Origin of the sequence: Nocardioides carbamazepini, assembly GCF_024614185.1 — a bacterium.
In the GTDB taxonomy this organism is placed as follows: domain Bacteria; phylum Actinomycetota; class Actinomycetes; order Propionibacteriales; family Nocardioidaceae; genus Nocardioides; species Nocardioides carbamazepini.
The window spans coordinates 56,800-69,920 of the sequence record NZ_JAHTLF010000003.1 but is presented as its reverse complement, the minus strand read 5'-3'; the positions used below and the strand labels follow the sequence as shown (position 1 = coordinate 69,920).

12 protein-coding genes are annotated in these 13,121 nt (G+C 70.3%); all 12 read right to left on the bottom strand.

Annotation, left to right across the window (positions count from 1 at the left end; genetic code table 11):
- Nucleotides 1–2 precede the first annotated feature (2 nt).
- Complete coding sequence (locus tag KVF89_RS30280) at nucleotides 3–827, bottom strand: cupin domain-containing protein (protein WP_257422622.1); 825 nt, start codon at nucleotides 825–827, stop codon at nucleotides 3–5.
- Nucleotides 828–904: 77 nt separating this feature from the next.
- On the bottom strand, nucleotides 905–1,510 hold the full coding sequence (locus KVF89_RS00940) for a cupin domain-containing protein (RefSeq protein ID WP_257422621.1): 606 nt from the start codon (nucleotides 1,508–1,510) through the stop codon (nucleotides 905–907).
- A gap of 122 nt (nucleotides 1,511–1,632) precedes the next feature.
- Entirely contained in the window at nucleotides 1,633–2,538 is a 906-nt protein-coding gene (locus KVF89_RS00935; RefSeq protein ID WP_257422620.1) for a carbon-nitrogen hydrolase family protein, read from the bottom strand.
- Nucleotides 2,535–3,902, bottom strand: a complete 1,368-nt coding sequence (locus tag KVF89_RS00930) for a uracil-xanthine permease family protein (protein ID WP_257422619.1) — start codon at nucleotides 3,900–3,902, stop codon at nucleotides 2,535–2,537. The genes KVF89_RS00935 and KVF89_RS00930 overlap by 4 nt, the downstream gene beginning before the upstream one ends.
- A gap of 144 nt (nucleotides 3,903–4,046) precedes the next feature.
- Nucleotides 4,047–4,862 (bottom strand): ABC transporter permease, encoded by an 816-nt coding sequence (locus KVF89_RS00925; protein WP_257422618.1) that lies wholly within the window; start codon nucleotides 4,860–4,862, stop codon nucleotides 4,047–4,049.
- Nucleotides 4,863–4,899: 37 nt separating this feature from the next.
- Nucleotides 4,900–5,688 carry an ABC transporter ATP-binding protein gene (locus KVF89_RS00920; protein ID WP_257422617.1) on the bottom strand — a complete coding sequence of 263 codons (789 nt, stop codon included), beginning with the start codon at nucleotides 5,686–5,688 and terminating at the stop codon, nucleotides 4,900–4,902.
- Complete coding sequence (locus KVF89_RS00915; protein WP_257422616.1) at nucleotides 5,685–6,488, bottom strand: ABC transporter substrate-binding protein; 804 nt, start codon at nucleotides 6,486–6,488, stop codon at nucleotides 5,685–5,687. The genes KVF89_RS00920 and KVF89_RS00915 overlap by 4 nt, the downstream gene beginning before the upstream one ends.
- A 180-nt stretch (nucleotides 6,489–6,668) precedes the next feature.
- Entirely contained in the window at nucleotides 6,669–7,004 is a 336-nt protein-coding gene (locus KVF89_RS00910; RefSeq protein ID WP_257422615.1) for a 4a-hydroxytetrahydrobiopterin dehydratase, read from the bottom strand.
- A gap of 113 nt (nucleotides 7,005–7,117) precedes the next feature.
- A complete protein-coding gene (locus KVF89_RS00905; RefSeq protein ID WP_257422614.1) occupies nucleotides 7,118–7,801 on the bottom strand; it encodes a response regulator in 684 nt (227 codons plus the stop codon).
- Complete coding sequence (locus KVF89_RS00900; protein ID WP_257422613.1) at nucleotides 7,798–10,380, bottom strand: DUF4118 domain-containing protein; 2,583 nt, start codon at nucleotides 10,378–10,380, stop codon at nucleotides 7,798–7,800. Before KVF89_RS00900 ends, KVF89_RS00905 begins: the two co-directional genes overlap by 4 nt.
- Before the next feature lie 43 nt (nucleotides 10,381–10,423).
- A complete protein-coding gene (kdpC, locus tag KVF89_RS00895) occupies nucleotides 10,424–11,011 on the bottom strand; it encodes a potassium-transporting ATPase subunit KdpC (protein ID WP_257422612.1) in 588 nt (195 codons plus the stop codon).
- 15 nt (nucleotides 11,012–11,026) lie between these two features.
- Nucleotides 11,027–13,042 (bottom strand): potassium-transporting ATPase subunit KdpB, encoded by a 2,016-nt coding sequence (gene kdpB / locus KVF89_RS00890; RefSeq protein WP_257423005.1) that lies wholly within the window; start codon nucleotides 13,040–13,042, stop codon nucleotides 11,027–11,029.
- Nucleotides 13,043–13,121 lie beyond the last annotated feature (79 nt).

The following is a 13,121-nucleotide window of genomic DNA, read 5'->3' as shown; positions in this document are numbered from 1 at the left end:
GATCAGTCCAGGCCCGGGACGTCGGCAAGATCGCGGGTGATGGCGTCGACATCGACGCCGGCCGCGCGCAGCATGTTCACGTCGGCGGGGCAGGGTCCGCCGATGCTGACCACCCGCTCGCCCCGGTCGGCCGCCACCGCGTGCCAGAAGCCGATCTCGATGTGGATCGTGTCGCCGGGCCCGAAGGCGAGGCGCTCGCCGGTCGTGACGTTCTCGGCCGTCCCGTGACCCTCGAGGATGTGAATGGTGTCCTCGGACACCGCGTGCACGTGCTCGGTGTTGCGCTCGCCCGGCTCCAGGACGACGTAGTTCATGTTCGCCGTGACCGCGCCCTCCCCCAGCCAGACGACGAGACGGGCGTCGCGGGAGATGAACGGGACCAGCAGGCCGGGCTCGTCGCGGTGGTAGGTGCGCACCCCCTCCTCGCTCCGGGCCGGTCCGGGGTCCGCGCCCAGGTCGGGGTCGACCGGACTGGGACCGCCGAGCAGCGTCATCCCGGCCGCGGACTCGAAACGATAGGTGGCGCCGGGACGCACGTGCACCATCGAGCCCTCGGTCAGGGCGCGCCGGTCGACGCGGGACGCACGATGCTCGACGACCTCACCGCGTCCGGCGCAGACGTAGTAGACCGCCTCGCCGGGGTGCTGGAGGAGGACGGTGGTCGCGCTCGCGCCCAGCTCCACGGCGTAGAGGCTGCGGCAGGTGCCGCCGGTCCGGGCACCGACGATCTCGCGCCAGGCGCCGCCGTCGACGTGACCCAGGTCGGGGCCCCACGCGTCCCGGGAGATCACCCGGACGCCTTCGGAGGTGGTGAGGTTCTCAGTCACGGGAGGAACCTAGCATTCAACAGGATTGAATTTCAACGTCATTCAACTGAACTGCCGACCTCCGTCGGACGGGGAATTCAGGAACGGTCGATGTTCACCCAGACCGCAACCGTGTCGACATCGCCGACATTGCTGATCCGGTGAGGCAGCACCGAGCCGTAGGCGATCGCGTCTCCGACCTCGAGATCGTGGGTCTCGCCGTCGAGCTCCACGCGCAGCCGGCCGGCCAGGACGACGCCGAACTCGCGACCCTCGTGGTGCGTGGCGGTGGGGCCGGACGCACTGCCCGGCAGGTAGGTGTTCACTGCCAGCTCGACGCCGGCGGCGGCATCCTGGTGCGCGACCCGGCGGGTCGCTCCCTCACTGGTCTGCGCCACGGTCTGCTCATCGCGCCGGGTGACCGGGGAGTTCTTGCCGTTGTCCGGATGGTCGAACAGGTCGTACATGTGCACGCCGAGAGCCGACGCCACCGAGACCAGGGTGCCGATCGACGCACTGGCGACGCCACGCTCCAGCATGCTCAGCATTGACACGCTGACCCCGGTGCGCTCGGCGAGGTCCTTGAGGGTCAGGCCCTGCCGGGAGCGCAGTCCCCGGATCCGGGCGCCCACCAATGCGATGGTCTGGTCCGCGCTGTGCTGGGGACGAGCGTGCTCACGAGCGTCGACGTCGTCCAGGCCCAAGGTGCCACTCCGCTCTCGGTCGGCTCGGACCGACGGCCCGAGACCTGCATGCTCGCTCCGCGGGGTGACGGCGCCCGCTCCCCTACAATGTCAACCAGGTCGAAAACCCGTTGAGCGGCATGCTAACACGCGGAGGTCGTCGACAAGCGCGCGTAGAGCTCCGGCCGGCGCCAGCCATGATGCCCGGGAATCGTCCGGTACGGCGCCGGCACGATCAGCTGCTCCTCGGTCCGACGCAGGTAGCGAACCCGTTCCAGGTCCAGGTCGGCGGTCAGGATGCCCGGCTCGGACGACCGCGCCAGCACCCCCTCGGGCGAGGCGATGAGGCCGATCCCCCGGGTGGTCTGCTCCTCCCCGGGCCGCCCCGACTCACCCTCCGGGGCGAACTGGTCGCCGACCGAGCGATCCATCAGGTTGACCAGCGTCGCCGTGTAGCAGTGGTTCTCGATCGCGCGGGCGTACACGAGGGTCTGCCACGACTCGGTGTAGCCGAGCTCGTGGATGAGCAGGCCGCTCGGGTAGAGGATCACCTCGGCACCCTGGAGCGCGAGGATCCGGGAGATCTCCGGGAGATGCACCTCCGAGCAGATCGAGATGCCGAGCGTGCCCCACGGCATCTCGATCACCGGGAAGTCGTCGGCCGCGACATAGTCGAAGTTCCACTCCGGGCTGTCCCGGTAGATGTAGGGCCCGATCGGGTGGGTGCGTCGATAGCACCCGCGTTCCTCGCCGTCGCCGTCGAGCACCACCGTGGCGATGTTGTAGGACCCCGGCCGGGTGCGGTCGGGCAACGACGTCCCGTAGGCGACCGCGACCCCGTGCTCACGGGCCGCCGCGGCCATCGCTTCGGCCACGTCGTACCGGAAGGACTCGGTGAACGGACCCGGGTAGTTCTCGGCGAAGGCGAGCAGGTCGACGCCGAGCTCCGCGGCCTCCCGCACCAGGGCCACGGCCCGGGCGAGATTCTCGGACTCACGCCCGCCGAACCGCGCGACCGTCTGCGCGAGTCCGAGCCGGATCGTGGTCACGCGCGGACCCTGCGCTCGAGCACGGGTCGGATGCCGTAGTTGATCGTGAGATGCAGCACGAGCAGCAGGATGACACCGACCATCATCGGTGTGGTCACGATGCTCGCCACGGACTCGGGCATCGCGGACACGATCTCGTCAGGCAGGTACGCCGTGCCGAGCGCGATGATGAACGCCGGAGCGGCCACCATCAGGTTCAGCTCGTCCCACACGACGTTCCCCATCATCTGGATGCCGGACATCGCGATGATGCCGAACAGGACGGTCGACGCGGCGGACAGCACCGGGAGGGGCAGCCCGGCGACGAACAGGCCGACCGACGGGACGAACGCGAGCACCAGGCAGCCGATGCCGGCCGCGAGGGTGACGAAGCGGCTGCCGATGCCCGACACCCGCACGATGCCGGCGTTCTCGGGATAGGACGTGGTGCCGATACCGCAGAACAGGGCGCCGATCGCCGTACCGAGGAACTCGGTGAACAGGCCGCGGTTCGTGCGCTCGACATCGATCTTCTGCCCGCCCCAGCTGCCGATGAGCTGGTACATGCCTGCGGACTCGGTGCCTGCCTGGAGGAACGCGAGGAGCATCAGCACCACGACGGACCATTCGACGCCGAAGCCGAAGGGCAGGAACTGGGGCGTGCCGACGATGGAGACCGCGCCGACGTCGGGGAGATCCCACTGCTGCGTGAGGGCCGCGACCAACGTGCCGACGACGATGCCCCAGAAGATCGCGCCCCGCCGCAGCACCGAGCTGCCGCCGAAGATCGTGAATCCGACGACGGCGAGGACCGTGACGACGCTGATCAGGAAGAACGGCCAGCCGAACCCGGGTGCACCCGGCACGCCGAACCACCCGCTCAGACCGATGGCGGCGAGCTGTCCGCCGATGATCACGAACAAGGTGCCGAACAGGATGGGGTCGGACGCGAGGCGGGCGACGTGACCGAAGAGACCGAGCCGCTTCAGCGGAATCGCCAGGGCCGCGAAGATCAGGCCGGCGACGAACATGGAGCCGAACGCCGTGCCGGGCCCGAACGTGAGACCGGCCGAGATGATCGCCAGCATGAACGCCGCGGTCGGCCCCTGCACGATCGGCAGTCGAAGGAGACGGCTGGACTGGAGCACGGTGATCAGGCCGACCATGAAGAAGCAGCCCTGCGTCAGCCAGCCGGTCTCCTCCAGGGACAGCCCCAGAGCACCGCCGATGATCGAGGGGAACAGCCAGATGCCGGTCAGTGCGAGCAGGTGCTGCGCGCCGAACAGTGCCGTGCGTGGTGCGCTCAGCCGCTCGTCGAAGCCGACCGACAAGACGCCGGCCTCATCATCGACGGCGGGGAGCGGGGAGGGGATGCCTGGGGCCATCGGTGTACCTCGAGTTCATCAGGGTCGAAACACGACCACCTTGGAAGGCTCATGTTTCAATGTGATTGCATTCATGTCAATAGGCTTGTTCTCCGACGGCCCGCTCCGCCGTCCCGCTGTGCGCTCCACGTCGCACCGACGAGCTCAGGCGTGGTTGCGCCAGTGGACGACCTTGGCGTCCACGAGCTCGACGATCCAGTAGAGGATCAGCCCGAACACCATGAGCGCGACGATGACGGCGAAGCCCGCGGCGACGTTGAGCTGGAAGTTGAGCGTCTTGATCAAGACGCCCATGCCCTGGGACGCACCGACGAACTCGGCCACGATCGCCCCGATCAGGGCCAGCGTGATGGCGTTCTTGATTCCGGCGAAGATCAGCGGAAGGGACGAGGGCAGGGTGAGCTTCCGATACTCCTCCCACCGGCTCGCACCCAGCGACCGCATCAGCGTGCGCGCCGCCGGGTCCACGCCCTGCATGCCCACCATCACGTTGAGGAGCACCGGGAAGAAGCAGATCGTCGCCGCCATCACGACCTTGGAGGTGAGCCCGAAGCCGAACCAGGTGAGGAAGAGCGGCGCCAGAGCAACGCGGGGAGTGATCTGGAAGCCGACCACGATCGGATAGAACGCCGTACGGGCGCCCTCGAACATGCCGAGGACCGTCCCGAGCGCCCAGGCCAGCACCACGCCGATCGCGAATCCGGCGAGCGTCTCGGCCATGGTCACCCACGTGGCCTCCCAGAAGTAGCTCTCATCGAGCATCCCGACCAGCTCCTGGGCCACGGCGGTCGGGGCGGGGACGATGATCTCGTTGACCAGCCCCGCCCGGGAGACGGCCTCCCAGACCGCCACCGACAGCAGGAGGACCGAGCTCGGCAGCAGCACCTTGCCAAGCGAGCCGGAGAAGGGCCGCCGGGCGGCTCGGGCCAGGCGCGGAGAATCGGACGTGGTCGCGGTCACGGGTACCTCATGTCGTCGGTCGGTCGGGGCCGGGGCATCAGATGAACTCAGCGATCGCTCGACGCACGCGGTTCTCGAGAGCCACCACGTCCGGCGTACCCACCAGAGCGCGCTCACGCGGCCGCGGCAGCGGCACGTCGATGACCTCGATGACCTCCCCTGGACGGGGCCGCATGCAGACGATCCGATCCGACAGGAACACGGCCTCGGCGATGTTGTGCGTGACGAAGAGCGTCGTCCTGCCCAAGTCGTCGTGGAGTCGTGCGAGCTCCACGTTCAGTCGCTCGCGGGTGAACTCGTCCAGCGCGGAGAAGGGCTCGTCCATCAAGAGCAGCGAGGGATCGGTGACCAGCGCACGCGCCAGACTCACCCGCTGCTTCATGCCTCCAGAAAGCTCCCAGACATGCTTCTCGGCGAACTCCGTCAGGTGGGTCAGCTCGAGCAGCTCCTCGGCGCGCCGGCGCGCCTTGGTCCGGTCGAGCCGCAGGATCTCCACGGGGAGCATGACGTTGTCGATGACCGTCCGCCACGGGAACAGGACGGGAGTCTGCAGCATGATGGCCATGTCCGCGCGGCCCGGTGCCGCGGGCGTTCCGCGTACGTCGATGTGCCCCTGCGTCGTCGACAGCAGGCCCGCGATCATGTGCAGCAGGGTCGACTTGCCGCACCCGCTCGGACCGAGGAAGGACACGAACTCGCCCGGAGCGATATCGAGGTCGACACCCCGGAGTGCTTCGACGTGGCCGCCATCGGCCGTCCGGTACGTCTTGTTGGCACCCGCGATCCGGATTCCGTCCTCGGTGCCGGGCTGAGCGTCCACCGTCACGGCGTGGCACTCCCGAGGTCGGCCGCGTCGAAGTCCGAGTAGTCGTTCACGAACGACTCGACGTCCGTGCCGCCCCCGAGCTCGTCGGCGGAGAGATCACCGTCGACGGCACCGGAGCCGGAGAGCACGTCGATGGTCGTCTGCCAGGCGTCGACGGGAACAGCGCCGAACGGTCCGCCACTCGACGTGACGCCGGAGAGGGCGATGGTGTCGGCGGTGTACTTCGTCGCGAACGCCATGTCCTGACACTCCTGGGGCACTTGGGCGCACGCCATCTGGGTCGCTTCCTCCGGGTGCGCGGCCGCGTACACCGCGCCCTTGGCCCACGCGCGGGCAAGGCCGACGAGCTGCTTGCGCGTCTCCCCGTTCTCGAGGTGCTCGACCGTCGTGATCATGCAGTCACCCGGGATCGCGTTGTACGCCGCCGGCGTGATGTCCCGCGTCACCAGGCGTCCGTCGGCGCTGAGCGTCGAGATGTCCGGATACGAACCGGCGTAGGCGTCGACCTTGCCCTCGAGGATGGCGTTGAGGGACGCCGGCCCCGCATCGCCGATGGGCTGGATCCGCACGTCCTGGTCGCGGGCGAGACCGGCGTCCTCGAGGGAGGCGTTCACGATGGGCTCCTCCCCGCCGCCTGCCTCCGCGATCCCGAGGGTGCGTCCCTCCAGGTCCTCGACCGACTCGATGTCCGAGTCCTCGGGAACGACGATCCGGAAGATGTTCTGCGGCGGGTTGCACATCAGGGCGCGCACATCGGAGTTCTTGGAGAAGGCGATCACCGAGTCCGTGATTGAACTCATGTCAATGAGTTCGTGGTTGTTTCAACACGTTTTAACACGACTGAGACATAACGAGGACGGACCGGCGGCGCGATCACGCACGTCGGGTGGTGAGGCCGCCGCCCGGCTGTAACTACCTGGTATGGCCACTGCCGTACCTGTAGACCGGTGCGGTAGGGGCAATAGCAGATAGTTACAGCTTCACTCCCAGGCCCGGACCGCGTCGGGGTCGCCCGCCACGCCGAGGTCGCGCGCGGCGGCCGAGATGCGCTGCGCGAGGTCCAGGTCGGCGGTCGTGAGGGACTCCGTGTCGTGGGTCGCCAGCCGGACGGCGAGCGCCGGGTAGCCGAGCTTCAGGTCGGGGTGGTGGTCGGCGGCCTCGGCGAGCTCGCCGATCGCGTTCACCAGGGCGAGGCCGGTCGCGAAGGTGCCGGTGCGGAAGACCGCGAAGGCGTGCCACCCGAGCACCCGCCACTCGCCGACGCCCTCGGCCGCGCTGAACCGCTCTGCGCTGATCTGCTCATAACTGCGTGCCATGACTCCGACCGTACGCCGTGCCGCGAGCCGCCCGGGCCGGTCAGCAGCGCCAGTCCGGCAAGGAGCAGGAGCCGGCCGCGCGAGCCGCGTCTTGACGGGTGCAGGAGGAGAGGTCAGGAGTCCTCGGGCAGCAGGCGGTAGCCGATGCCGGGCTCGGTGACGAAGATCCGCGGCGCGGACGGGTCGTGCTCGATCTTGCGCCGGATGCTGGCGAGGTGGACGCGCAGGTAGTTGGTCTGGCGCTCGTAGCCGGGACCCCAGACCGCGTGCAACAGCTCCGACTGCCGCACGAGTCGCCCGCGCCGGCGGGCCAGGGTCTCGACGATCTTCCACTCGATCGGCGTCAGGTGGATCTCCTCGCCGGCGCGGACCGCCCGGGACTCGGTGATGTCGAGCCGGAGGTCGTCGACGGTCACCACCAGGGCGGGCTCCGCCACGCTCGAACGACGGGTCGTCACGCGGACGCGGGCCAACAGCTCCTCGATCGAGAACGGCTTGGTGATGAAGTCGTCCGCGCCGAGGTCGAGCGCCTCGACCTTGTCGTCGGGATCGCTGCGGGCCGAGACCACGATCACGGGGACCGAGGTGAAGGCCCGGAGCCGCTTGAGCACGCTGATGCCGTCGATGTCCGGCAGCCCGAGGTCGAGGAGCACCACGTCGGGCATCCGCTCGTCGACGATCTGCAGCGCCGAGCGCCCGTCGGCGGCGGTCTCGACGTCGTAGTCGCGGGCCCTCAGGTTGATGGAGAGGGTGCGCAGGATCGCCGGGTCGTCGTCGACGACGAGGACGAAGGTCATCGGCCCTCCTCCACGGGTCCGGTCTCCACGGGCACGGCCTCCACAGGTGCGGCCTCCACAGGTGCGGGCGGCCGGGGGAACTCCAGCACGAACGTCAATCCGCCCGCCGGCGTGTCCTCGGTCGCGATGGTGCCGCCCATCGCCTCGGTGAGCCCCCGCGCGACGGCGAGGCCCAGGCCCACGCCGTCCTTCTGCGGTACGTCGCCGAACCGCTGGAAGGGCGCGAACAGCTGCTCCTGCTGGTGGTCGGGCACGCCAGGCCCGTTGTCGCTGATGCGCAGGATCGCCCGCGGGCCCGAGCTGCTGTCATCGATCGCCGTGCCGTCGATGCGGATGTCGGCCCCGAGCGGCGTGTACTTCAGCGCGTTCTCGGCGATATTGGCCACCACCCGGTCGAGCAGCCCGGCGTCGGCGAGGACCGTGAGGTCCCGGGGGACGTCGACCGTGATCCGCTCGTTGCCGACCAGGGGGGCGAGCGCGTAGGTCACCGCACGGCCGAGGCTGACCTCGGTGAGCGTGACGTTGACGGCGCCGGTGTGGATCCGGCTCATGTCGAGCAGGTTGGTCACCAGCGCGGTGAGCCGGTCGGCAGCCGACTCGATGGTCTCCAGCAGCTCGGCCTCGTCGTCGGCGGAGAAGGTGACGACGTCGCTGCGCAGGCTGGAGACCGACGCCTTGACGACGGCCAGCGGCGAGCGCAGGTCGTGGGAGACGGCCGCCAGCAGCGCGGTCCGGGTCCGGTCCACCTCGGCCAGGCGGATCCGCTCGGCCTCGGCACGGGCGGCACGCTGCCGCTCGGCCATCACCTTCGCGTAGGCGGCGTACGCGTTGAGCAGCGCCCGCTCGGAAGCGCTGTGGTTGCCGCCCCGCAGGACCAGGAGCGTGTCGTCGTCGATCGCCGTGGAGATGTCCGTCGCCTCCACGCCCGTGGGTGCCGTGCCCACACAGGCCACCACCTCGTGGCTGCCGCGCTCGCCGCGGCGGAGGATGGCGCCCCCGGTCGCGCTGAACACCTCGCACGCCGAGCCCAGCAGTCCGGCCAGGTCGTCGCTGGAGTTCAGCAGGCTGTGGGCCAGGACGGTCAGCGCGTCGGCCTCGGCGCGCGCCTTCCTCGCCTCGGCGGAGCGGCGCGCGGAATGGTCGACGACAGTGGCGACGGCGATGCCGACGACCACGAACAAGGCGATGGCCAGCGCATTGCCCGGCTCGGCGATGGTCAGCTCGTAGAGGGGCGGTGTGAACAGGAGGTTGAGGAGCAGGCCGCTGCTGAGCGCGGCGATGACGGCCGGCACCAGCCCGCCGATGAGTGCGGTGGCCACCACCACGGCCATCAGCACCATCGCCTCGGAGGGCAGCCCGTGGAACCGGTCGGTGAGCTTGAGGAGGCCGCTGACGGCCAGCGGCGCGATCAGGGCGAAGAGGTACCCGCTGATCTGACGGCGGAACCCCAGCAGGCTCTCGCGCTGGGGCGGACCGAGCCCCCGGCGCCGGACGTAGTCGTGGGTCACGATGTGGACGTCGATGTCCCCCGAGGCGGCGATCACCCGTTCGCCGATCCCGGGCCGCGCCAGCGCCGAGAGCCGACCCCGGCGGCTGGCGCCGATGATGACCTGGTTGGCGTTCTCGGCCCGCGCGAACTCGAGGATCGCCTCCGCGGCGTCGTCGCCGACGATCGTGTGGAGGCTGCCGCCGAGGTCCTCGGCCTTCGCCTGCAACGCGGCGAGCCGGTCGGGCGCGACGCCACTGAGGCCGTCGTGCCGGGTGACGTAGAGGGCCTGCCACTCGCCGCCGGCGCGGCGCGAGGCGATCCGGGCCGCCCGGCGCATCAGGGTCGCTGACTCGGGGCCGCCGGTCACCGCCGCGATGATGCGCTCGCGGGTCGCCCAGGTGCCCTTGATGTCGTGCTGGTCGCGGTAGCGCTCCAGGCCCTCGTCCACCCGGTCGGCCAGCCAGAGCAGCGCCAGCTCCCGCAGGGCCGTGAGATTGCCCTCGCGGAAGTAGTTCGCGAGGGCCGCGTCGACCTTCTCGGGGGCGTAGATGTTGCCGTGCGCCATCCGCCGGCGCAGCGACTGGGGGCTCATGTCGACGAGCTCGATCTGGTCGGCGGACCGGACCACCGCATCGGGCACCGTCTCGCGCTGACGCACCCCCGTGATCGACTCCGTCACGTCGTTGAGCGACTCGAGGTGCTGGATGTTGACGGTCGTGATGACCTCGATGCCGGCGTCCCTCAGCGCCTCGACGTCCTGCCAGCGCTTCTCGTGCCGGCCGCCCGGGACGTTGGTGTGCGCCAGCTCGTCGACGAGTACGACGCTCGGGCGCCGCGCGAGGATGGCGTCGAGGTCCATCTCCTCCTGGACCGTGCCGCGGTACGCGACCCGGGCCCTCGGCACCACCTCCAGATCACCGAGGGAGCCGATCGTCTTCCTGCGGCCGTGGGTCTCGACGTAGCCGACCACGACGTCCGTGCCGCGGTCACGACGCCGGTGGCCCTCGTCGAGCATCGCGTAGGTCTTCCCGACCCCGGGTGCGGCACCGAGGTAGACCCGCAGCCGTCCCCGGGTGTCGGCCGTCTCCATGAGCCCAGTCTCTACCTGTCGCGCCGGCGGCGCGTACGGGACCTCACGCCGTCGCCCGGAGGATCGCGACGTTGAGCGTGAGGACGTTGACCCCGGGCTCGCCGAGGAACCCGAGCACCCGGCCCTGGGTGTTCTCGTCGATCAGGCTCCGCACCGTCGCGAGGGAGAGGCCGTTCGCCTCCGCCACCCGGGCCGCCTGGAGCTCGGCGTAGGCGGGTGAGATGTGCGGGTCGAGCCCGGAGCCCGACGCGGTCACGGCATCGGCCGGAACGGCGGACTCGGCGACGCCCTCGGTCTCGGCGACCGCCGTACGACGCTCCGCGACGGCTGCGTCGAGGTCGGGGCTGAGCGGCCCGAGGTTGCTCGGTGCCGAGGCCAGCGTGTCGTAGTCGTTGGGCGAGGGGCGGGAGTGGAACCACTCCACGCCGGTGAGGCTCTGCCCGAGCAGCGCGGATCCGACGACCTGGCCGTCGACCCGGACCGGCTGGCCGTCGGCCCGGTCGCCGAGGGCGCGCCCGACGCCCCACACGAGTACGGGGTAGCCGATCCCCAGGATAAGTGTGAACACGACGAGGAGCCGGAGGGCGGCCACGGACTGGCGGGCGAGGTCGGAGAGTGTCGAGGAGATCATGGTGATCAGGCCCTTCTAGGAGCCGAGGCCGGGGAGGGTGGAGACGAGCAGGTCGATGAGCTTGATCCCGGCGAACGGCACGAGGACACCGCCGAGGCCGAAGACGTAGATGTTGCGGCGCAGGATCGAGGTCGCCGAGGCCGCCTTGAACCGGACGCCCCGCAGCGCGAGTGGGATCAGCCCGACGATGATGAGCGCGTTGAAGATGACCGCGGACAGGATCGCCGACTCCGGCGTCGCCAGGCCCATGACGTTGAGGCGGTCCAGGGACGGGTAGGCCGTCACGAACATCGCGGGGATGATCGCGAAGTACTTCGCCACGTCGTTGGCGATCGAGAAGGTCGTCAGCGCACCACGGGTGATGAGCAGCTGCTTGCCGATCTCGACGATGTCGATGAGCTTCGTGGGATCCGAGTCGAGGTCGACCATGTTGCCGGCCTCCTTCGCCGCGGCCGTCCCGCTGTTCATCGCGACCCCGACGTCGGCGGCCGCCAGCGCGGGGGCGTCATTGGTGCCGTCGCCGGTCATCGCGACCAGGCGGCCGCCCTCCTGCTCCTTGCGGATGTAGGCCAGCTTGTCCTCGGGGGTGGCCTCGGCGAGGAAGTCGTCGACGCCCGCCTCGTCCGCGATCGCCCGGGCGGTCAGCGCGTTGTCGCCGGTGATCATCACCGTGCGGATGCCCATCGCCCGCAGCTCGGCGAAGCGCTCGGTCATGCCCTGCTTGACGACGTCCTTGAGGTGGATCACGCCCAGGACGAGGCTCGGGCCGTCCGTGGTCCGCTCGGCGATCACCAGCGGGGTGCCGCCCGCCTTCGCGATCTCGTCGATGGTGTCGATGACCGCCGCGTCCGGTTCGGTGCCCAGCCAGCCGGCGACGGCCGAGCCGGCACCCTTGCGGATCCGGGTCCCGTCGACGAGGTCGACACCGGACATCCGGGTCTGGGCGGTGAACTCGACGAACTCGGCGCCCGCGGGGAGGTCCCGGTCGTCTGCGCCCAAGGTCAGGGCGAGCTCGACGATCGACCGGCCCTCCGGGGTCTGGTCGGCCAGGCTCGAGATCCGGGCCGCGTCACGCAGGCGCGTCTCACTCACGCCCGGAGCGGGGACGAACCGGGCGGCCTGCCGGTTGCCGTAGGTGATGGTGCCGGTCTTGTCGAGCAGCAGCGTGCTGACGTCGCCGGCGGCCTCGACGGCCCGGCCCGACATGGCGAGGACGTTGACCCGGACCAGCCGGTCCATGCCGGCGATGCCGATCGCCGAGAGGAGGGCGCCGATCGTGGTCGGGATCAGGCAGACCAGCAGGGCGATGAGGACCACGAGGTCCTGGGGAGCGCCGGCGTACTCGGCCATCGGCGCCAGGGTGGCGACGGCGGCGAGGAAGACGAGGGTCAGGCTGGTCAGCAGGATCGAGAGCGCGATCTCGTTGGGCGTCCTGCGCCGCGAGGTGCCCTCGACCAGGGCGATCATCTTGTCCAGGAAGGTCTCGCCCGCGGCCGCCGTGACCCTGACGACGATCCGGTCGGAGAGGACGCGGGTGCCGCCGGTGACGGCGCTCCGGTCGCCACCAGCCTCGCGGATGACCGGCGCGGACTCGCCGGTGATCGCCGACTCGTCCACGGAGGCGATCCCCTCGACGATGTCGCCGTCGCCGGGGACCACCTCGCCCGCCTCGACGACGACCAGGTCGCCGACCTTCAGCTGGGTACCCGGCACCCGGGTCTCCCCGCCGGTGGCGTCGAGGAGCCGGGCCACGGTGTCGGATCGCGCGGCCCGCAGCGACGCGGCCTGGGCCTTCCCACGTCCCTCGGCGACGGCCTCGGCGAGATTCCCGAAGATCACGGTCAGCCACAGCCAGGCCGCGATCGCCACCGTGAACACGCTGGGATCCGCGATCGCGGCGACGGTGGTGCCGATCGAGCCGAGCCAGACGAGGAACATGACGGGCGAGCGCCACAGGTGCCGGGGGTCGAGCTTGCGCAGCGCCTCGGGGAGCTGCGCGACGCCCTGGGTGAGCAGGACCCGCAGGCTCATGCCCGCGGCGGTCCGGTGCACCGGGGCGGGGGCGTGCTCGGTCCGCTCGGGGTCGCGGACGGGCGTGGTCGTCTGGTCG